Origin of the sequence: Halanaerobium congolense, from assembly GCF_004366375.1 — a bacterium.
Lineage (GTDB): Bacteria > Bacillota > Halanaerobiia > Halanaerobiales > Halanaerobiaceae > Halanaerobium > Halanaerobium congolense.
The window spans coordinates 1-19,779 of record NZ_SOEF01000019.1; the positions used below are offsets into that span (position 1 = coordinate 1).

Below are 19,779 nucleotides of genomic sequence, written 5' to 3' on the forward strand. Positions count from 1 at the left end.
ATCTTGGTTTTCCCGTTCAGGTTATACCGCGACTTACTAAAACTAGTTTTAGTTTTAGACAAATACAGAACTCCTCCGGTCAATTATTCCATCTTGCTGTCATTCCAACCCTAATCACATCTGCAAATCCAGCCTAGATTGCATGGTTGTTATGCCGGCATTGAGCTTCTTCGTTTCTTAGGCGAATCGCCATTTACAGATGCCACCTCTGGTTCACATAATGTTTTGGACTAACAGCACGTCTCAGACTCTTCAGATTCCACCTCACGGTGAACACCCTGTCATTGTTGACTTCTACATGATACATGCCACAACATAGATAGGACTTTCACCTATTATCAGAATAATTTACGGAGCACACCAAAAAAAGCAGTTAGCGAAGCGATCAACTAACTGCTTTAGAATTAATTATTAATTTTTAAAAATTGAAAAATTACTTCTCCATCGAATCATCAAAGGCCAGATTAGAAGGATCAAAGTCAACATTGCGGACAAAGCGGAGAGCTTCTTCAGCTCCATAGATCCGATCCATACCGCTGTCTTCCCATTCAACAGAAAGAGGACCTGTATAATCCATCTTATTTAACTCTCTAATAATTTCATCAAAATCTACAGTCCCATGACCCAGAGATCTAAAATCCCAGCCGCGGCGGCGGTCACCAAAGGGAAGATGAGATCCTAAGATTCCTTCCCTTCCATTTAAGCTGACAGCAGCATCTTTCATATGCACATGATAAATTCTTTCACTAAAATCTCTCAAGAATAGGTGAGGGGTCATTCCCTGCCAGATTAAATGACTGGGATCAAAATTAATCCCAAACTCAGGCCGCCAATCAAATTTATCTAAAAGTTTTTCTGTGGTGTAAAAATCAAAGGCAATCTCAGTTGGGTGGACCTCTAAGGCAAATTTAACTCCATTTTCTTTAAATACATCTAAAATTGGATTCCAGAGCTCAACTATCTGCTCAAAACCTTCTTCAATCATCGCTTCTGTTGTCTGAGGAAAAGAATAAAAAAACTTCCAGATTGGTGAGCCTGTAAAACCAGTTACTACCTCAACCCCTAAATTTTTGGCAGCAACCGCTGTTAATTTCATCTCTTCTACCGCCCATTTTCTTATCTCTTCCGGCTGACCTGCATATTTTTCCGGAGCAAAATTGTCGAGCCGAGGGTCATAACGATCACCAACACACTGACCGGCTAAATGATTACCAATAGCCCAGACTCCCAAGTTATTTTTCGCCAATATTTCAAGCTTTTCTTCAACATAAGAGCTGTCTTCGGCTGCTTTTTGAACATCTAAATGGTCACCCCAGCAGGCAATCTCTAAACCATCATAACCAATTCCACTCATTATTTGGGCCAGTTCTGAAAATGATAGATCTGCCCACTGACCTGTAAAAATAGTTACTTTACGTCCCATTTTCCACACCCCTTAAATAAAATTATCATTTATCGTCTTATAGTTTTTAAGCTTCTCTTAGACTTCAACCCATTTTTCTTCTCTGGAACTTTTTAAAATTGCTTCAGTAATTTTGACTTCCAAGGCTCCATCAGCAAAAGTAGCAAAATCATAATCAGCAGGGTCTCCTGCCGCTAAAATACAGTTATAAAAATCCTTAATCGAATTTTTTAATCCTTCTGACCAACCTTCAATATGACCGCCCGGATAATAACAATCTTTTTTAACCTTTTCAGATAAAATTCCAGGATCTTTTAGTAAAATTTCATTTGCTTTATCTCTATGACCAATAAATAATTGATTGGCATTTTCTTGCGACCAGGAATAAGTATTTTCACTTCCATTAATTTCAACAAATAAATCATTTTTATGGCCGGCACTAACCTGAGAAACTGTGAAATTTCCAACAGCTCCATTTTCTAATTCTAATAAAACAGAACCATAATCTTCTGTGTTCACACTTATTTTGTCAAATTTAGCTTCTTTGGATTTATTTTTTTCAAATGTTTTGTTTTCACCTGCAGGCTTTTTTCTATATGGGTGAATGATTTTTAGGTTAGAAAATACTTTTTTTATTTTTGAGTCAGTTAAAAACTGAACTAAATCACACCAATGTGATCCAATATCTGCAATTGCTCTTGATTCTCCACCAGCTTCAGAATTAACTCTCCAATTATAATCTGTATCGTATAATAACCAGTCCTGAAGATAATAACCCTGTACAATATTAATATTTCCAGCTTCATTCTTAATCTTATTTTTCATTTCTTTAACTAATGGATAATGTCTGTAATTAAAATTAACTCCATTATAAACATCACTATCTTCTGCAACCTGGGTCAGCTCTTTTGCCTGTTTATAACTGACAGCAAGAGGTTTTTCAGAAAAAACATTTTTATTAGCTTTCATAGCAGCTATATTAATTTCACAATGCAAAAAGTTTGGAGTACAATTGTGAATTGCATCAATTTCTTCATTTTTAAGTAATTCTTTGTAATCTCCATAATATCCAGGAATATTTAATTCTTCAGCTCGTTTTTTGGCAAGAGCAACATCATTTTCTGCTAAAGCGATCACTTCAATAAAATTCAATCTTCTCATAGCCTCAATATGAGCCTCTCCAATAAATCCACTACCAATAATCCCGACTTTTATTTTTTTCATATTGAAAAATCCTTTCTTAAAAAATATTAATTTATCTATTTTTGAAAGTTAATTGATATTTAGTTTCACTATTTCTTTTTACCTAAGGCTACAGCAAGAATAATAATTAATCCTCTAATAATCATTTGTTGACTAACATCAAGCCCAGCAATTATCAAACCATTATTAATTACTCCCATCAGTAAAGCTCCTACTAAAGTACCAATGATTGTACCCATTCCTCCAAACAAACTAGTACCACCAAGAATAACTGCAGCTATTACTGAAAGTTCATCTCCTTCTCCAAAAGTATATCTTCCTGACTGCATTCTCCCGGCATATAACATACCGGCTAAGCCAGCCATTAAACCAGATAATGCCATAACCTTAAATTTAATTAGGGAAGTTTTAACACCAGTATATTTTGCTGCTTTCTCGTTTCCCCCTACTGCCAGAGTATGTCTTCCAAAAGTGGTTTTATTATAAACTACATATCCTATTAAACCGATTAATATCATCCAGAAAAATAATATCGGTATTAGTCCTATATTACCAGAACCAAACCAAAAATTATAAGTATCATTTAAAATAGGTATGGGTTTAGTATCAGTTAACCACATGGCGGTTCCTCTAATAGTTCCCATCATACCCAGAGTCACAAGAAAAGATGGAATACCAATTTGGGAAACAAAAAATCCATTTACAACTCCGAAAAACATTCCAGTTGCTAATCCTACAATTAATGCAATAATTATTCCTAAGCCAGCATCCAATACTAATGCAGTTGATAATGCAGAAAGAGCAGTGATAGAACCAACAGATAAGTCAATTTCTCCAGCTGAAATTACAAATGTCATACCTATCGCCATAACTGAAATAATTGCTGTTTGTCTAAAAATATTAGCAATATTAAACACAGATAAAAATCCATCTTTATACAAAGTTATTGCGAAAAATATGAAAACAAATGCAAAAGCAATAAAAACAATATTTTGTTGCCAATCAAACCGAAATCTTCCTTTAATTTTGGATTGCATGTTGTAAATCCTCCTCTGATCTAATTTCTGATCTTTCAAAACTATCAACCACTTTACCTTCACTCATAATTAAAATCCTATCACTTACTGCCATAAGTTCTCTTAATTCAGAAGATATAACTAATACTGATTTGCCCGAATTTGCAATTTCTCTAATAATTTCCATAATTTCAGTTTTTGCTCCAATATCAACTCCAATAGTTGGTTCATCTAATAAATAAATTCGAGGTTCAGTTGCCAACCATTTTGCTAAAACAACCTTTTGTTGATTACCACCAGATAAAAGACTCACTTTTTTATGCATACTATCAGTTACAATATTCAATTTATCAATATAATTATTAGTAATATCTTTTCCAATATTATTATTAATTAATAACCGAGATTTTGTCTCATCAAAAACTGTTAAGAGTATATTTTCCTTAACACTATGATCTAAAATTAATCCTTCTTCTCGCCTATCTTCTGGAATTAATGCAAATCCTTTGTCCATAGCATCTTCGGCATTTTTTATTGAAATTTCTTTTCCATCAAGTAAAATTTGGCCAGTTTTTTTATCATCTAAACCAAAAATTGTTTCAACCATTTCTGACCTACCACTACCCATCAATCCAGCTACACCAAGTATTTCTCCTTTAAATAATTTGAAGTTGACATCATTTAAATTGCTTTTGAAAGAAGAAAAATTTTTAACTTCAAGAACAGGTTTATCTTTTTTGAAACTATTTTTTCTAGGTTTCCATTCAAATTTTTCTTCTAAATTTTTTCCAACTATATATTCAATTAACTTATCCATATCTATTTGGGATGTTTTTACCGTAGTGATTTTTTTTCCATTTCTTAATATAGTAATTCTATCTGTTATTTTAAAAATTTCTTCCATTCTATGAGAAATATATATTATAGATACATTTTTTTCTTTTAATTTATCAATAAAATCAAATAATAATGTGGTTTCATTTTCCGAAAGAGCTGCTGTAGGTTCATCCATAATTAATATCTTTGCATCTTTAGAAACAGCTTTAGCTATTTCTATCATTTGGGCATAACCTACACTCAATTCACTAATTCTAATTTTTGGATCAATTTCTAATTCAAGATCATTTAATAATTTTTTTGTTTCTTCAATCATCTTTTTATCATTAATTAATTTTGATTTGTTTTTCTTCGGTTCATTATTTAAAAAAATATTCTCTGCCACAGATAAAGTTGGTACTAAACTTAATTCCTGAAAAATAATAGAAATCCCATAGTTTTCAGCATCATTTAGATTTTTTATATCTACTAAAGATCCTTCAATATAAATTTTCCCCTCTTCTTTAGTATATACTCCAGTTAAAATCTTCATTAATGTAGACTTTCCTGCACCATTTCCACCAACAAGAGCATGTACCTCACCATTTTTTAAATTAAAATTTACATCATTTAAAACTTTTGTTTTGTTAAAAGATTTCCCTATATTTTTCATTTCAATAATGTTTTCACTCATAAGAACATCCTTTCTTAGATGGCCGAAGAGGTAAAACCTCTTCGGCCATGGTAATAATATTTATACCGAAACCCAACTTTCTTTTGAAGCTGATTTTAAAATTCCATCAGCAATAACATCAATTCTATAACCGTCTTCAAAGTTAGGAGAGAGGTCAGTATCTTCTACAATTGATTTAATAAATTCATAAACTTCAATAATTTTAGTCTCTCCATATCCAATACCAAGAGCTGGAATAGGCCAGAGATTTTCTCCGTAAGGATGTGCAGGACCTGTATAAAGAGTTTTGTATCCTTTTCTTTCTGAATCCTGATCGGTAAAACAGACTTGAAGTTCATCTCTGCGTTCATAATTAAAGTAAAGTGACCCTTTTTCACCATGTATTTCAAAGGTAAGGAAGTTATTTCTACCCCATGCGTTTCTAGTAGCTTCGATACTTCCTACAGCTCCATTCTCAAATTTTAACATTGTCATAAATTCATCATCTACATCAACCGGCTTTTTCTCTACATTACTTTCACCTTTTACTGTACCAAGATTGTCAACTCCACCTGCTTGAACTGGACGTTCTTTAATATAGGTTTTAGTAACTGCATTCACATCAGAAATCTCACCAACTAAATAGCGGGCAAAGTCCAATACATGTGACCCTATATCTCCTAAAGCACCTGAACCTGCAATTTCTTTTTGAAAACGCCAGGAAAGTGGTGATTCTGGATCTGCAGACCAATCCTGTAGATAAGTTCCTCTAAAATTCAGAATTTTTCCTACTTTTCCGTCTTCAATAAACTTCTTAGCTAGAACAACAGCTGGAGTTCTGCGGTAATTATAAGCAACTGCATGTTTTACTCCTGCTTTTTCAACAGCCTCATACATCCTCTTAGCTTCCTCTGCTGTTCTAGCAAGAGGTTTTTCAGAAATTATATGCTTTCCTGCTTCAGCTGCAGCTACTGCAATTTCTTCGTGAAATTTATTTGGAGTACAGATGTCAATGATATCTATTTCAGGATCATTAACAGCTTCTTTCCAATCAGTTGTATATTTCTCGAAACCAAAACTTTCTGCAGCCTGTTTTGCAGTTTCTTCATCAATATCAACCAAAGTCTTTCTAACCGGCATTGCTGGAGCAGGTGAAAAAAACATCGGCATACCTGCATAAGCGAGTGAATGAGCCTTTGCCATAAATCCAGCACCTATCATAGCAACATTTAATTTTTTCATAATATTTTATTCCTCCTATATATTTGATTAATAAAAATATTTTCATTCGTTTTATTCATATTGATTTTTAATATTTTCTGGGGCTTCACTATTATAGACTGTTTTCCAGCTTTCAAGTAAGTTTTCTCTAGTTACTCGAAGGGCTGGTACAGCATAATATGGTTCTACATCTTTTTCTAGCAAGGCTTTTCCAGCAATAATTGCCTCAGAAACTCCCTGCCAATAAGGTATTTGTGCTCCCAGTCCTTTGATCATACCACCTCTAGCCATATCTAAAGCTACATTTTCTCCTAGGTCAATAGTAGTGATTTTAAGATCACTTCTACCCATTGGACGTGCTGCTGATAAAACACCTTCTGCGGGAACATCCCATACAGCAAAAATTCCATCTAAGGTTGGGTTTCTTGTTAGCATCGATGAAGCTACATTTGATGCTTCTGATGGATTATTAAATCCACCCTCTTCCACTATTTCAATATTTGGATAATTTTCTATAATTGTTGTTTTGAATGCTTCATATCTCTGAGCTGTTACAAAGAAATCAGCATCATGATATACTATTCCTACTGTTCCTTTTCCATTTAATTCTTCAGCCATAATTTCTGCAGCAACAACTCCATTACCATAATTATCAGCAGAAACAACACTTGCATAGTCTTCACCAGGAGTAAAGCCAGCTGGAACATTATCCATAAAAACTAATTTAATGCCTGCATTGACAGCAAGTCTAAAAGCATTTGCAGTTGCTGTTGGATCAACTGGAATACTTATAATTACATCCGGTTGTCTTGCCATCACAGTTTCAATATCAGAAGTCTGTTTTTCTACGCTAAATTGTGCATCAGTTACTGCAACAACTTCAATATTCATTTTCGAAAATGTCTCTCGAAGGGCATTAATCTGTGCTCTTGACCAGTCATTACCTGCATAATGCATCACAATAGCAGCCTTATAATTACCTGATTTTATTTCTTTTAGTTCATCCTCACTTAAAGAAAGTGTCTTAGCAGAAGTGGCCTTATTACCACGAGGACCATTACTGTAAATTTCTCTATCAGGTAATTCATCAGTTACTGAGATGCCTGCTGCAAAAGTTGTGCCACCAATTACCAATAACAGAACCAATATTAAACTGATAACCTTAAAATTATTTTTCATTTTTTCCTCCCTCTCCCTATTGTGTTATTCTAAACCTAATTCTTCTGCAAGATATTCCTTAGTTATTTTTGCCCCTTTTTTAGGATCTTCATGACTATCTAATTCAATTGTAATCCAGCCTTCATAATTAGCATCATTTAATATTTTTAGCATTTTTGAAAAATCTTGAGTACCTTCACCCAGTGGAACAAATTCTCCATCTTTTAAATCTTTAAAATGAATATATACAATTCTATCAATATATTTTTCTATAACCTTAATTGGATCTGCTCCTCCAGCTTCAAGATGAGCAGTATCTGGACATAATTTAATTTCAGAATTTTTCATTACTTTATCTAGTTGTTCTGGGCCTTCACATGTAGTACCTAAATGAGGATGATATACTGCAGTCATTCCATATTTATCTGCGATTTCAGCAGCTTTATCAAGCCCTTCCCCTAAAGCTTTATAATCTGACTCTACTACACCACCACTTCTTATTGCTCCACCTCCTAAAACAAGATACGTACCACCTAATTCTGAAGCTAATTTAACAACCTCTTCAATTTTATATAATTCTTCATCTAAAATACCTGGATAAATAAAGTTCGCTCCCGAATAAACCCCTATAAATTCCAAATTATTTTTTTCTAACAGCGTTTCAAACTCTTCTTGCTTATTAGCAAAGTCCATGAGATTGCCATCAAATATTTCAAACCCCTTATAACCTAAATTACCAATATCCTCTAAAGCTTCCTCTGTAGAGCCATTTGCTAAATAATAAGAATCTTTAATTGAAGTAACTCCTGCAGGATGGCCAACTACTCCTCCCCAGGTATTTGTTTCATAACCTAATTTAATCATTAATAATTCCTCCTAATTTTTCACTTATTATTGACAAGAGCTTCTTAGCATTTACATATTACTGTTTTTTAAAAAATGAAACTACATTATCACCACCCCCTGAATTGTAATCCATTACATATATTAATAAAATTTTTTTTTAGTATTCAATTTAGTAGTAATATATAATTATAGATGTATTCGATTACATCTAACAAAAGTATATACTATTTATTTTGATTTGTCAAACTATTTTCATAATTTTTAAAGTTAAATCTTTGTTTTCGAATCTGATCAACAAAATTCTCGAAGGGTTCGTAATAATTTGATGAATTAAATTTTACTTTGACTACTGGATCTTCTGATGAATCAGTAATTATTTTAAATTGTCCTTCCAAAAGGCAAATGTCTAATTCTATACTGCTGATTTTGTCATAATATAAATGTTTAATCCTGTATCCTAAATAATTATCAGTAATTTCTTTAAAACCTTCTTCTAAAAAAATTATCCCGTGGGTTGTAGCTACTAGTAATTTAGCCGATTTATATACTGACGATTCAATATCTCTCTCATTTAGATGTTCTCTTTTTATAAAAATTAGATCTATTATATCTTCTTTTTCAGTAAAAATTGATTTTTTAGAAATTACTTCCTTAAAAATATGATGAACATCATTCTTAGCTTCTAATATAGAATTAATTTTCTGCTCTAAAGACTGCATAAAACACCTCCTTCATTTAAATATTTTTATATCCGCAAGAATCCCTAATAATCAATTTGCTTTCCAATTTTATTTTATTATTTTCAAGTTCTTTTTTTTCTAATATATCAAGTAATAATTGCATAGCTTTTACACCAATTTGATACATTGGCTGACATATTGTAGTAAGAGATGGCTCATAAATAGAAGCTATTTCAATATTATCAAATCCGACCAATGCGAGATCATCAGGTACTTTTAATCCATTACTTTTAATAGCTTTAATAGCTCCAATTGCCATCTGATCACTGTCAGCAAAAATTGCTGTAGGTGGTTTATCTAATTTAAGTAGTCTTGACATATTTCTATAACCTGATTTATAGCTAAAATCACCTGTATTAATTAAATCATCATAAACTTTTAAATTATGATCATGAAGCGCCTTTTTATATCCTTTTAATCTGTCTTGACTTAAAATTACATCTTTAGGACCTGAAATATGTGCAATTCTTTCATGACCCAGTTTTATTAAATGCTCTGTTGCTTTATAAGCTCCTTCAACATTATCAATAGAAACAGTTGGTACACTTTCTTCATCAATATATTCACAAGCCAGCACCATATTATACTTTTCTGAAATTTCTCTTATTAATTCCGAATCTATCCGTGCAGTTAAAGATATTACCCCATCTGCATATTTTTGATCCAAATTTTTTAAATACTCTTTCTCTAAACTCAAATCATTTTTTGTATCTCCCAATAATATCTTATAACCATTTTTCATCGCCACAGATTCTATTCCTCGCACAATTTTAGAAAAAAAGGGATTACTTATATCTGGTAAAATAACCATTATTATCTCTGTTTTCATTGTTCTCAGATTTCTAGCTAATACATTCAACTCATAATTTAGTTCGTCTGCAGCAGCTAAAACTTTCTTTTTTGTTTTGTTACTTACAGCATCAGGATTAGAAAACACTCTAGAGACTGTAGCATCTGATACATTTGCAAGTTCTGCAACATCTTTCATCGTTGTCATAAAATCATTCCTATGCTTTAGTATTTATTTAATTACTGTAATGTATTCGATTACATCTGATAAAATTATATACTAATTATTTTGATTTGTCAAATAATTTTTTAAACAAGTTTGTGTGAAGCATTTGTGGGAGACTTTTCCTCACAAAGACATAATCCTATATTTTCTTTACTGATAATCATTTTTCAAGCTTAAATTTTAGTTAATATCAGCTGATATATTTTTTAGTCCTTTAACCCAGTCCTGACCTGATTTTGGTCCTTTTAGAGCGGGCATTGTTGCTCATAGCACTTCATATTTTGATTTTAAATACTTTTTCTAGACATTATTATATGCCTTTCTTAGATCATCTGTTTTAAACTCCCAGCTGATTTTATTTAAATGCTTTTCTAAAGTGTTATTTCTATCTGCTATTATTATCTTTGCTAAGTTTCTTGCTCCTTTTCTAGACCACCTCATACCTCTTTTTTCAAACCTGTTAGCTAATACTTTATCTATATTATTTTCTTCTATATTATCCAGTAGTTTAGGTACCAATTCTGAATTACCAAGTTTTTTAAAGAATTTCTTATTTAAATGACATTTATCCAAAAATCTAATTTTTATTTGAAGTATGTATTCTCCATCCATTCAGCTCTTTTTAAGCTTGTTTACAGATAATTCTAAAAACTTTTTTATAAATTCTTGAATTAAGATTCATTTTGTAATATTCTTAAATCAAGTTCCAAGGGTCTTACTCCTTTCTTTTATTTTACACTAACGTTCTAAGAAATTATTTTCAGAAAAATTTACTGATAAAACTTATAGGTAACAGGCTGTTTTAGCTGAGCTGGTCCCTGGCGGTCGGATTCCCACTCTTTTGCTTCATCCCAGTTGGTGGGCAAGCTGTGGGGGCTGACTAAGGCTTCGACCTGCAGATACCAGGGCTCAACTTTCATTACAACTTCAGCCTGACTGGGATCTGTGATTCCCCATTTAGAAATTCGGTGTTCATAGAAATTTCTGGCCTGACCGTTCTGCCAGTAGGTCATTATTCTTTCAGCTTTAATTTCTCCTACCAGTTCTGTCCCCTCTGGTTTTTGCTCAAGGTAACCAAAATCACCTGAAGCCAGCGGAATATGAGCTACAAAACCTTCCGGGCTTCGGGTATAATCAAAGCGCAGTTTACCCAGCAGTTCTGTAACATCTGAAAAAGCAAACTCTACCATAAAACCGGTGCGGCGGTCAGTTTCATTTTCCCGCTCGTTCTCTATTTCTTCGTATAAGAAACCTGCCCTGTAGCCGTGCCAGTTTCCACCTAGATAAATATTATAGCCGTCTCCACTGCAGCCTAAATGGCTGCCGCTTCCCGTATATTCTCCGGCAGAGTGGCGGAGAGCCAGTTTACCAGCTCTGGCTTCAAAGTCTAAAAACTTCCAGCTATCTCGATAATAGAGATAGTTTTCGATCCAGTTGCTGCCATCTCGGTCTCCATAATCCCAGTTAATACCGGCAGCATGATAGCCCAAACCGGCTTTAGTTTCATAATCAAGGGTCAGTATCTGCCCATTATAGCCGGTTTCTGCATCCTCGAAACGCAGATCTTCAGTTCCCGGTACATGATCAAAATAGGAAATTAAATCTGGTTCTGGAAAACGAAGATAGCGAATTCTACCGGTTTTTAAGCTGAGGCTCAACCTGCCAAGCTCACTGTTGTGAAAGGCATATCCTTCCAGATAAAGTTCATCAAAATTGGGGTCAAAACCCGACAGAGTGTCAATCTTTTCATTTGAACGCAGAATAGAATTAAGACGCAGTCCAGGTGCCAGATCAACATTGGTCCGAAGCTGCAGATTACGTAAATTAAAATGGTCATCCCAAAAATGGGCTCCCATCCCTAAATCCCAATGGCCGTTAAAAGTACCAGTGTGAGGCAGCCACCAACCTTCTGTTTCTTTTCTCTTCAGGTTCTCAGTAGGAGCGGCCGCCGCAGAAGCTGTAAAAATTATTAGAATTAAGCTGAGTAATATAACAATAGTTTTTTTCATAAATTATTCCCCTAGTTAGCTGATAATTAAAAATCCCTGACAGACGAAATCAAAAGCAGATGTTCAGATAGAAGAAATAAACTTTAAAAAATATTTTTAGTAAATTAAATGAAATTTGCTAATCTTTTCTAAATTACACAATTATATTATACTTAATTATATAGTTTTTTGCAATTATTTCAGCAATTAAAGAACTATTTTTTAATTTTCCAAAAGTTAGCAGCCGATTATCCAAAAATATTAAAATCAATCTCTGCCATATCTTGTTAACCATTTATAGTTATGCTATAATAAGTACTGATATTTAAGAAAATATGGTGATAATAATGATTGACCTACATTCACATATTCTAACAGAAGTTGATGATGGAGCTGCTGCAGCTGAAGAATCCCTGGCAGTACTTAAAGATATGGAAGCTAAGGGAGTAAAAAAGGTTGCTGCTACCTCTCATTATCCACTCTATGAAATAGATAATTATAAGGAGTTTATTTTAGAGAAACTGCAGCAGCTGCGCCAGCAGGCAAAATTAGCCGGACTGGAGATTGAAATTCTAAGCGGTTCTGAGATTTTAATCGACCGCAAAACAGCAGAATTATTTTATAGAGATCAGCTTCTGACAATAAACGAAACTGACTATATATTATTAGAGACTTATCTTAATTCTTATCCAGATTACTTTCCCGATTTAATCCATGACTTAAAAGCAATGGGTTATCAGATTATAATTGCCCACCCGGAAAGATATCCCTACATTCAGGCCGACTTTACCCTGCTTTACCAGTGGGTTGAGGAATATGGACTGAATTTAATGCTCAACAGCTCCTCTTTTATTAGTGAGCACGGCAGCAAAACCAAAGAAACAGCAGAAAAAATCTTAGAACTTGGTCTGCCACAGCTGATGGCTTCTGACACTCATGGAATTAAAAAAAGAACCTTTAGCCTGGATCAGGGGCTAAAAATAGCAGAAAGCTTAAAACCGGGCAGCAAAGAAATTTTTCTTAAAAATGCTGAAGCAGTTACTAAAAATCATGAACTTGAAAAATTTGAAATTAAAAGAGAAGAAAAATCAATTCTGAAAAAGTTCTTTTCTTTTTTTAGCAGCAGTAAAAATATTTAAGTGGAGGAGGAAGCTTTTTGAAAAGAAGAATCATCTTAATTACAGCAATTTTATTATTTTTTATTACAGCCCCAATTATAGCCCAACAGTATAAGCTAAACGTTGGGGACCGGATCAATATCTCAGTCTGGGGGCATCAGGATTTAAGCAAAGAAACAATAATCGATCCAGATGGAAGAATTTCTTACCCCTTAGTCGGCTCAATTAAAGCTGAGGGCAAAACAACAGCTGAAATTAGAACTGAGCTGCAGGAGGCTCTCAGTGAATACATAATTAATCCCGAAGTTAGTGTTAATCTAATCTCCTACAGAAAACTAAGGGTAACGGTGATGGGAGAAGTACGCCAGGAAGGCAGCTATGAAATCAGAGCTGACAACCAGGTTCTGGATGTTATTTCTTTAGCCGGTGGTATTACCGAAAATGCTGAAGCTGAAGCTGCAGTTCTGCAGCGCCAGGGTAAAAAACTAAATGTTAATTTAAAGGAACTCCTCAGAGGTAATAATTTAGAAGATAATTATCAGCTGCAGAATGGGGATCAGATTTTTGTACCCAAACAAGAAAGGTTAACCGCTTCTATTCAGGGGGAAGTTAAGGCTCCTGGTCAGTATGAATTAAGTTACGATAAAGAAATCCGCTTAAATGACTTTTTAGCTCAAGCTGGAAGTTTAACAGAAAATGCAGGCGAAAAGATCCGCTTAATTTCAAATGACAAACCTATAGAATTTGACGTAGAAGATACACTGGCTGCCAAGAAGAAGGCTAATCCAATTGTTCAGGATGGAGATTCCATCTATATTCCCTCTGCTTTAGAGGAAGTAACTATCTTAGGTGAAATTGCCCGTCCAGGCAGTTATGAGTGGAACGAAAATATGAGGCTGGCTAATTTAATAGCTCGAGCCGGTAATACTAAAGATCGAGCTAATTTAGAAAAAATTAGGTTGGTCCGTAATAACAATGAAATTCAAGAAATTAATATGCAAAAATTCTTTGAAGAAGATGAACTCACTGCAAATCCAAAATTGCAGCCAGGAGACTTAGTTATGCTTGGTGAAGATGATTCAGTGGATTGGACCAGAGTCTTCTTTATGTTTGGTGGGTTCAATAAAATTAAAGACTTCTTTGGTTGGTAAGGGGAGAAAATATGAATTCAGACAGCAAATACATAGTTCAAAACCGAAATGAAAAAGAACTTAAAGAATATATAATGATGCTCTGGTATAAAAAATGGCTGATTATCGCCCTAATGTTTGCAGCTCTAATCGCCTCCTTTTTTATAACTTCTCAGATGCAGCGCATTTATCAAACCTCAACTATGCTGATGGTTCAGACGGAAAGTGGTCCGGAAAATCTCTTCAGTGAGGAACTTTCTTTTGTCGGTAAAAATGATAAATTAATCAATACCTACAGCAGGATTTTTACCAGCCGCCGCATTATGGAGCAGGTAATTAGGGATGTAGATTTAAAAAATGAAGAAGGAGAATATATTCCTGCCGGTGCTTTACGGCAGAATATTTCGATTCAGGCCGGTCAGGATACTGACTTAATCACGGTCCAGGTCAATTACCACGACCCTAAACTGGCTCAAAAAATAGCCAATTCTGTTGTCGAAAATATGCAGCAGGAAACCAGGGAATTAAACCAGGCTTCACTTAAAGGAGCCTCCGATTTTATAGATTCACAGTTAGCTAAAACTCAGAAACGCTTATCTGAACTTGAAGACAAACTTTTGGCCTACCGGGAAGAACACGAGCTTTTAATGCCCGAAACTCAGGGAGAAAATCTGCTGGATCGTTACGCAGAACTAGAGGGCCAAAAGGCTGAAGCAGAATTAATGCAGCAGGAAGCCGAAATTTCCTTAGCTGAAATAAATCAGAAATTAGAAGGGATAGATCAAAAAATTATCAGCTCAGAATCTATCAGCCGCAACCCAGAAATCAATGCAATTCAATCTAATTTAACCTCTCTTTACACTGAGTTAGAGGGGCTAAAAACAAAATATACAGCAAAACATCCAGAAGTTAAGGCTGTTCAAGCTCGAATTGATAACTTAGAAAAAGCTTTAAATAACAAGACTGCTGAGATAGTCAGCGGCAGAACTGAAACAAATAACCCACTTTATCAGAATTTAAACAGCCAGATAATTCAGCTTGAAGTCCAGCAGGTTACTTCTGCTGCCAGAATTGAAGTCTATAATCAGCGGCTGGCTGAAATGGAAGCAGAATTAGATAAGTTCCCTCAGGCAGAACTTAATTTCTTAAGGCTGCAGCGGGAGAAAAATGTGGCCGAAGAAATTTATCTACTTTTAAGAAATAGGAAGGAAGAAATTAATATCCAGCAGGCAATGCAGACTTCTGATATTTTTGTCATCGACAATGCTTATCTGCCCGAAAATCCGATTAAACCTAATTTAATGCTCAACCTGGCAGTTGCAGTTTTGCTGGCTCTAATGCTTTCGGTAGGAATTATCTTCCTCCTTGATTATTTAGATAACACTATTAAAAATGAAGATGATCTGCAGCAGATTTCAGATTTACCTGTGCTGGGGATTATCCCGGACTTAGACGAAATAGATCACTATAAAAATTACGGGGAGGGGGATCAGAATGACCAAAAAGAAGAATAAAAGCCAGGAAATAAAAAGTGATAAATTGGTCGCCTTACATCATAAAAAGTCTCCAGCAACTGAGGCTTTTAGAACTATCCGCACCAATCTGCAGTTTATGAGTCCTGATAAGGAATTAAAGGTTATTATGGTTACCGGTTCTGAGGCTGGTATTGGTAAATCAACTGTTGCCAGCAACTTAGCTCTAACCTTTTCAATGACTGGTCAAAAGACTTTATTGATCGATACTGATATGAGAAAGCCAATGCTGCATAAACTTTTTGATCTTCCCAATTTCCAGGGCTTGAGCTCTTATTTAGCCGGAGATCAGGATGAAATTGAAGATTTGATTCAGGAATGTAAACACAGCGGTACCTTTTTATTACCCGCCGGTCCCATTCCCCCAAATCCTTCGGAGATGCTTAACTCCAAAAAAATGGAGGATTTAATTAAAAAATGCAAAAAAGAAAATGCAATTACAATTATTGATGCACCACTCCTGCTGCCGGTTACAGATGCTCTGCTTTTATCACAAAAGGTTGATGGAGTGATTATGGTAGCCGAAACTAATCAGACAAAAAAAGAAGTCTTTACTAAAGGAATAGAAAGACTACAGCAGGTTAGTGCCAATATTTTAGGTACTATTTTAAATAAGTATCCGGTTAATAAAAGTTCATATTACACCTATGAAAATTATTATTACTATGGTGAAGAATAATTTAAAGCTCTTACTTACTTCTTAAGAAGTGGTAAGAGCTTTTTTTGATCTTAATTATCAATTTTTTCTTATCTATCAACATTATATAATATCAGGAAATTATACCTAATGGTTTGTTGGGGATAATATTTATAGTTTAATAATTTCCGCTATCAACGAAATTTAACCTGCTTCAGCCCCGATTTAATTCCGCCGGACTATAACCTTTTAAAATCCACTGCTTTGTATTATTATGAAAATCATTGATCAGCTTAATCAGTTCATCTTTTTCTTCGAAAATATCAATTCCAAAATTCTCAGCTAAAATACGAATGATTTCTGCAGTACTGATGTTATTATTGATCATCAGATAAAAGCTAAAAAGAACCTTTTCAGCTTCCTCATCGGGCAGCTTATAATCACTGATTAATTTCTTTTTAAATCTTCTCTGAGCAAGGTTCCAGCTGGGATGACCTTTTTGATAGGCATTCTCTACTTCTTTTTTAGAGGGAATATAATAATCTAGATCACTGCGGCTTTCTCTCTCAATAAGAATGTCAGATGCGTCTTCAACAGCACCTAAAACAAAAAATGGTCCAGCACTATAAGCTAAAACTGAAAATTCTCCGTATTCTACAACTACATCTAAGGGATCAATTCTCCATTCAGGAGTCAGAAATCTCTCTAAAGAGTTATATAAAAGCTCAGGAGTTAAAACTCCATAATAGACTGCACTACCAACTGCATATTTAATATAGCTGTCATTTAAACGAATTTGTTTTTTAATGCTTTTTTTATTTAAAATAGCTTTAATTTTACTTCTCAATTTTTCTGGTATGAGAAAAAAAGCGGTCTCCTGATTCTGACCTAAAAATACAACTCCCCGGGCCTGAAAATATTCTGCTATATGAAAAGTAAATTCATTAACTTCAATATAGGCTCCGGAATATCTTTCACACTGCATAATTATTTCTTTCAAAAATTCAGTCTGTTCTGAACCTAAATACTGAATCCAGGACTCCAAATTATCAGCAATTCTTTTAATCAATTCTTGAATAAGTTCAGCTTTATTAAGCTGGCTAATACCATGAAAATCCCAGAGCTTTCTCATCTCGTTCAGCTCATTTTTTGTTAAATTTGATAATAATTGATTATAGCTGGCATCCGGTTCAATATTATCTAGTTCGTCAATCCAGAAATTTTCTTTCATAAACAAGTCCCCCATTAAATTTTTATTTTACAATAACCCTACAAATTTTTAATTTGAGATTTTTTAATCTTATAATTTTCTATGCAAAATCTCTTTCTCTATCTATTATACAACTTTTAATTCTAACTGGCAAAAAAACTAAATATTTTTTAATCATAAAAAACTATCACATCATGATTTGATTTAAGAGTTTTTACAGTATATAATATAAGTATGGGTAAGACCCATAAAATACAAGGTGGTGATAAAATGAGTGATAAGTTAGTTGTCAAAGTAGACTCAAGAGGGAGAATAACAATTCCTAAAGAAGCCCGTAAAACTGCAGATATAGAAGCAGGAGATGTTCTTTTTATGAATCTCAGTCCAGGTAGAGTAGAATTAACCAGAGCAATTGAAGATCCACTTGTAGAATTAGCGGCCTATGCTGAAAAAGAATATAAAAAGGGTAATACACAAAACTTAAGAGATTTTGCTGAAGAAGAAGGGATTAAATTAGATGAATAATTATTCTGTTGAAATTATTCACTTAGTTAAAGAGGACTTAAAAAAACTTAGACATCAAAAAGAAGCTGCTGTTAATCAGATTATTTCTTTAGAAAAAGAACCAATTAAAAAAAGCAAATCTTTATCTGGAACTCTAAAAGGTTTAAGAAGTTTTAAATTTACTTTAGCTGATGGTCAATATAGGGCTATTTTTAAAATTTTAGAAGATAATAAAGTGTGCCTGCTGATCATTGTAGGCAGCAGACAAAATATCTATTTAGAAGCAAAAAGAGGAGTTAAAAATCTTAAAAAGCAGGGATTAAGATAGCCATTGAGTATAGGAATGACTATAATCCCTGCTTTTCTTCCTGAAAAAATGGTGGAGTGATTATAGTTAAGTCATCATCCGCATTTGTTATATTACCAATAAGTAAAGATACTTTTTCTAATACAGGAGCAAGAATATCCCTATTTTCATCAATTTCCTTTTCTAGTTTATCAATATTTAAATCATCTTCAAAGTCCTCATTAAGTTCATACATTACATTTAGTTCTACTAAGATTTTATAAAACATTTCTGGATAAAAAAACACTTTTCTTCTAAAGGTCAAATAAACATAATCCTCATCATAATCTATTACCTCAAACTTATCTGCTATCTTAAGATCTATATTTTGTTGATTAAATTCTTCGTTTTCCATTCCTAAATAATTAAAATCAATATTTAATAAATTTATCTTAGGATATCTAGCTAAATTAATAAAACTCATAATATTCCCCCTCAACTAAAAACTAAATAGACTTATTTTTACTTTTTTTATTTTTTATTTTATATTTAACTTTTTCTTCAGACATAGATTTTTGATTCCAAACTACTGCTGGTGATGTTTTATATCTTAAAATTGAACTTTGAATTTCTTTTTTTAATTTACTTTTATCCTTTTCAGCTTTTTCAGCAGCATATTCTTTAGTTATTAAAAAGAGAAGATATTCAGATATACGCATTTTATCTTTTTCAGCTTTCATCTTAATTTTTTTATATAATTCTCCCGGTAAAGTAACTTCTACTTTATTTTTATTAGCTATCATTTCTTCAAGTCTTTTACTCAGCTTTTTAATAGTTTTATTGCTGAGATTATCTGAGTTGTTTTCCAGTAAAATTTTAACATTAGATGGCTCTTTAATTAATCTTAGTTGATTATTATGGGTTTGATCGGGTAAAGAACCTCTTTCATATCTGTGATAAGTTATTTCTCCCCAGCCTAATAGTCTGCTTATTTCTTTCTGAGTTAATTTATATTTTTTTCTAATATCTTTTATTTCTTTAACTGATAAAATATTTTTCTTTTCTCTAAATTTATCAAATGCTCTTTTTTGATTTTCTCTATCTAATTTTTCATGAAAAAGTTTTGTTTTGCAATTCTTACACACAGCTACTTTAGCATTTATTTCAATTTCTTCTTGGTTTAATATATTTCTGCTCTCTTTTACTGATTCAATATCATATTCCACAAAGTTATCACATTTATCACAAAATAATTTATCAACATCTTTTGATTCTTGCATTTAA

20 protein-coding genes are annotated in these 19,779 nt (G+C 33.3%); 6 read left to right on the forward strand and 14 right to left on the reverse strand.

Annotated features, from left to right (window positions below; all coding sequences use genetic code 11):
• Positions 1-433 precede the first annotated feature (433 nt).
• The 11 genes from C7954_RS07865 to C7954_RS07915 all read right to left on the reverse strand — a co-directional run bounded on the left by C7954_RS07865 (position 434) and on the right by C7954_RS07915 (position 12,099).
• Positions 434-1,423 (reverse strand): sugar phosphate isomerase/epimerase family protein, encoded by a 990-nt coding sequence (locus C7954_RS07865; protein ID WP_134059346.1) that lies wholly within the window; start codon positions 1,421-1,423, stop codon positions 434-436.
• 57 nt (positions 1,424-1,480) lie between these two features.
• Positions 1,481-2,626 (reverse strand): Gfo/Idh/MocA family protein, encoded by a 1,146-nt coding sequence (locus C7954_RS07870; RefSeq protein ID WP_134059347.1) that lies wholly within the window; start codon positions 2,624-2,626, stop codon positions 1,481-1,483.
• 68 nt (positions 2,627-2,694) lie between these two features.
• On the reverse strand, positions 2,695-3,642 hold the full coding sequence (locus tag C7954_RS07875) for an ABC transporter permease (protein WP_134059349.1): 948 nt from the start codon (positions 3,640-3,642) through the stop codon (positions 2,695-2,697).
• Positions 3,626-5,131, reverse strand: a complete 1,506-nt coding sequence (locus tag C7954_RS07880) for a sugar ABC transporter ATP-binding protein (protein ID WP_134059352.1) — start codon at positions 5,129-5,131, stop codon at positions 3,626-3,628. Before C7954_RS07880 ends, C7954_RS07875 begins: the two co-directional genes overlap by 17 nt.
• Before the next feature lie 60 nt (positions 5,132-5,191).
• A complete protein-coding gene (locus tag C7954_RS07885; RefSeq protein ID WP_134059355.1) occupies positions 5,192-6,352 on the reverse strand; it encodes a levoglucosan dehydrogenase in 1,161 nt (386 codons plus the stop codon).
• 51 nt (positions 6,353-6,403) lie between these two features.
• Complete coding sequence (locus tag C7954_RS07890) at positions 6,404-7,510, reverse strand: substrate-binding domain-containing protein (RefSeq protein WP_134059357.1); 1,107 nt, start codon at positions 7,508-7,510, stop codon at positions 6,404-6,406.
• Positions 7,511-7,534: 24 nt separating this feature from the next.
• Positions 7,535-8,350, reverse strand: a complete 816-nt coding sequence (locus C7954_RS07895; RefSeq protein WP_134059474.1) for a sugar phosphate isomerase/epimerase family protein — start codon at positions 8,348-8,350, stop codon at positions 7,535-7,537.
• A 209-nt stretch (positions 8,351-8,559) separates the two neighbouring features.
• Entirely contained in the window at positions 8,560-9,054 is a 495-nt protein-coding gene (locus C7954_RS07900) for a hypothetical protein (protein WP_089723062.1), read from the reverse strand.
• Between the two features lie 16 nt (positions 9,055-9,070).
• Positions 9,071-10,072 (reverse strand): LacI family DNA-binding transcriptional regulator, encoded by a 1,002-nt coding sequence (locus tag C7954_RS07905; protein ID WP_089723061.1) that lies wholly within the window; start codon positions 10,070-10,072, stop codon positions 9,071-9,073.
• A gap of 318 nt (positions 10,073-10,390) precedes the next feature.
• On the reverse strand, positions 10,391-10,702 hold the full coding sequence (locus tag C7954_RS07910; RefSeq protein WP_089723060.1) for a hypothetical protein: 312 nt from the start codon (positions 10,700-10,702) through the stop codon (positions 10,391-10,393).
• 158 nt (positions 10,703-10,860) lie between these two features.
• Positions 10,861-12,099, reverse strand: coding sequence for a hypothetical protein (locus tag C7954_RS07915; protein ID WP_134059363.1), 1,239 nt, complete (start codon positions 12,097-12,099; stop codon positions 10,861-10,863).
• A gap of 314 nt (positions 12,100-12,413) precedes the next feature.
• On the opposite strand from C7954_RS07915, the gene C7954_RS07920 reads away from it, so the two are divergent.
• Genes C7954_RS07920 through C7954_RS07935 form a run of 4 tightly spaced genes read left to right on the forward strand, consistent with a single transcriptional unit; the run spans position 12,414 to position 16,537 of the window.
• A complete protein-coding gene (locus C7954_RS07920; protein ID WP_243833660.1) occupies positions 12,414-13,217 on the forward strand; it encodes a tyrosine-protein phosphatase in 804 nt (267 codons plus the stop codon).
• 17 nt (positions 13,218-13,234) lie between these two features.
• Positions 13,235-14,347 carry a polysaccharide biosynthesis/export family protein gene (locus C7954_RS07925; RefSeq protein WP_134059366.1) on the forward strand — a complete coding sequence of 371 codons (1,113 nt, stop codon included), beginning with the start codon at positions 13,235-13,237 and terminating at the stop codon, positions 14,345-14,347.
• A gap of 11 nt (positions 14,348-14,358) precedes the next feature.
• Complete coding sequence (locus tag C7954_RS07930) at positions 14,359-15,840, forward strand: GumC family protein (RefSeq protein ID WP_134059369.1); 1,482 nt, start codon at positions 14,359-14,361, stop codon at positions 15,838-15,840.
• Complete coding sequence (locus C7954_RS07935) at positions 15,821-16,537, forward strand: CpsD/CapB family tyrosine-protein kinase (RefSeq protein WP_134059372.1); 717 nt, start codon at positions 15,821-15,823, stop codon at positions 16,535-16,537. Before C7954_RS07930 ends, C7954_RS07935 begins: the two co-directional genes overlap by 20 nt.
• 172 nt (positions 16,538-16,709) lie before the next feature.
• On the opposite strand, the gene C7954_RS07940 is transcribed toward C7954_RS07935, so the two are convergent.
• Positions 16,710-17,726, reverse strand: coding sequence for a hypothetical protein (locus C7954_RS07940; protein WP_134059375.1), 1,017 nt, complete (start codon positions 17,724-17,726; stop codon positions 16,710-16,712).
• A gap of 249 nt (positions 17,727-17,975) precedes the next feature.
• Between C7954_RS07940 and C7954_RS07945 the strand changes: the two genes are divergently transcribed.
• Together C7954_RS07945 and C7954_RS07950 are read left to right on the forward strand one after the other, a co-directional pair.
• Complete coding sequence (locus tag C7954_RS07945) at positions 17,976-18,230, forward strand: AbrB/MazE/SpoVT family DNA-binding domain-containing protein (protein WP_073160842.1); 255 nt, start codon at positions 17,976-17,978, stop codon at positions 18,228-18,230.
• Positions 18,223-18,537, forward strand: coding sequence for a type II toxin-antitoxin system RelE family toxin (locus C7954_RS07950; protein ID WP_134059378.1), 315 nt, complete (start codon positions 18,223-18,225; stop codon positions 18,535-18,537). The genes C7954_RS07945 and C7954_RS07950 overlap by 8 nt, the downstream gene beginning before the upstream one ends.
• Before the next feature lie 19 nt (positions 18,538-18,556).
• On the opposite strand, the gene C7954_RS07955 is transcribed toward C7954_RS07950, so the two are convergent.
• Entirely contained in the window at positions 18,557-18,979 is a 423-nt protein-coding gene (locus C7954_RS07955; RefSeq protein WP_089717048.1) for a hypothetical protein, read from the reverse strand.
• A 22-nt stretch (positions 18,980-19,001) separates the two neighbouring features.
• Positions 19,002-19,775, reverse strand: coding sequence for a type II TA system antitoxin MqsA family protein (locus tag C7954_RS07960; protein WP_134059381.1), 774 nt, complete (start codon positions 19,773-19,775; stop codon positions 19,002-19,004).
• Positions 19,776-19,779: the final 4 nt, after the last annotated feature.

What these genes read in the sequence shown, in the direction of transcription:
- C7954_RS07920 (WP_243833660.1), top strand. Translation starts at nt 12,414, where the DNA reads ATGGTGATAATAATGATTGACCTACATTCACATATTCTAACAGAAGTT.
- C7954_RS07960 (WP_134059381.1), bottom strand. Translation starts at nt 19,775, where the DNA reads ATGCAAGAATCAAAAGATGTTGATAAATTATTTTGTGATAAATGTGAT.
- C7954_RS07880 (WP_134059352.1), bottom strand. Translation starts at nt 5,131, where the DNA reads ATGAGTGAAAACATTATTGAAATGAAAAATATAGGGAAATCTTTTAAC.
- C7954_RS07905 (WP_089723061.1), bottom strand. Translation starts at nt 10,072, where the DNA reads ATGACAACGATGAAAGATGTTGCAGAACTTGCAAATGTATCAGATGCT.
- C7954_RS07890 (WP_134059357.1), bottom strand. Translation starts at nt 7,510, where the DNA reads ATGAAAAATAATTTTAAGGTTATCAGTTTAATATTGGTTCTGTTATTG.
- C7954_RS07940 (WP_134059375.1), bottom strand. Translation starts at nt 17,726, where the DNA reads ATGAAAGAAAATTTCTGGATTGACGAACTAGATAATATTGAACCGGAT.
- C7954_RS07955 (WP_089717048.1), bottom strand. Translation starts at nt 18,979, where the DNA reads ATGAGTTTTATTAATTTAGCTAGATATCCTAAGATAAATTTATTAAAT.
- C7954_RS07900 (WP_089723062.1), bottom strand. Translation starts at nt 9,054, where the DNA reads ATGCAGTCTTTAGAGCAGAAAATTAATTCTATATTAGAAGCTAAGAAT.
- C7954_RS07950 (WP_134059378.1), top strand. Translation starts at nt 18,223, where the DNA reads ATGAATAATTATTCTGTTGAAATTATTCACTTAGTTAAAGAGGACTTA.
- C7954_RS07875 (WP_134059349.1), bottom strand. Translation starts at nt 3,642, where the DNA reads ATGCAATCCAAAATTAAAGGAAGATTTCGGTTTGATTGGCAACAAAAT.
- C7954_RS07945 (WP_073160842.1), top strand. Translation starts at nt 17,976, where the DNA reads ATGAGTGATAAGTTAGTTGTCAAAGTAGACTCAAGAGGGAGAATAACA.
- C7954_RS07935 (WP_134059372.1), top strand. Translation starts at nt 15,821, where the DNA reads ATGACCAAAAAGAAGAATAAAAGCCAGGAAATAAAAAGTGATAAATTG.
- C7954_RS07870 (WP_134059347.1), bottom strand. Translation starts at nt 2,626, where the DNA reads ATGAAAAAAATAAAAGTCGGGATTATTGGTAGTGGATTTATTGGAGAG.
- C7954_RS07865 (WP_134059346.1), bottom strand. Translation starts at nt 1,423, where the DNA reads ATGGGACGTAAAGTAACTATTTTTACAGGTCAGTGGGCAGATCTATCA.
- C7954_RS07930 (WP_134059369.1), top strand. Translation starts at nt 14,359, where the DNA reads ATGAATTCAGACAGCAAATACATAGTTCAAAACCGAAATGAAAAAGAA.
- C7954_RS07915 (WP_134059363.1), bottom strand. Translation starts at nt 12,099, where the DNA reads ATGAAAAAAACTATTGTTATATTACTCAGCTTAATTCTAATAATTTTT.
- C7954_RS07885 (WP_134059355.1), bottom strand. Translation starts at nt 6,352, where the DNA reads ATGAAAAAATTAAATGTTGCTATGATAGGTGCTGGATTTATGGCAAAG.
- C7954_RS07910 (WP_089723060.1), bottom strand. Translation starts at nt 10,702, where the DNA reads ATGGATGGAGAATACATACTTCAAATAAAAATTAGATTTTTGGATAAA.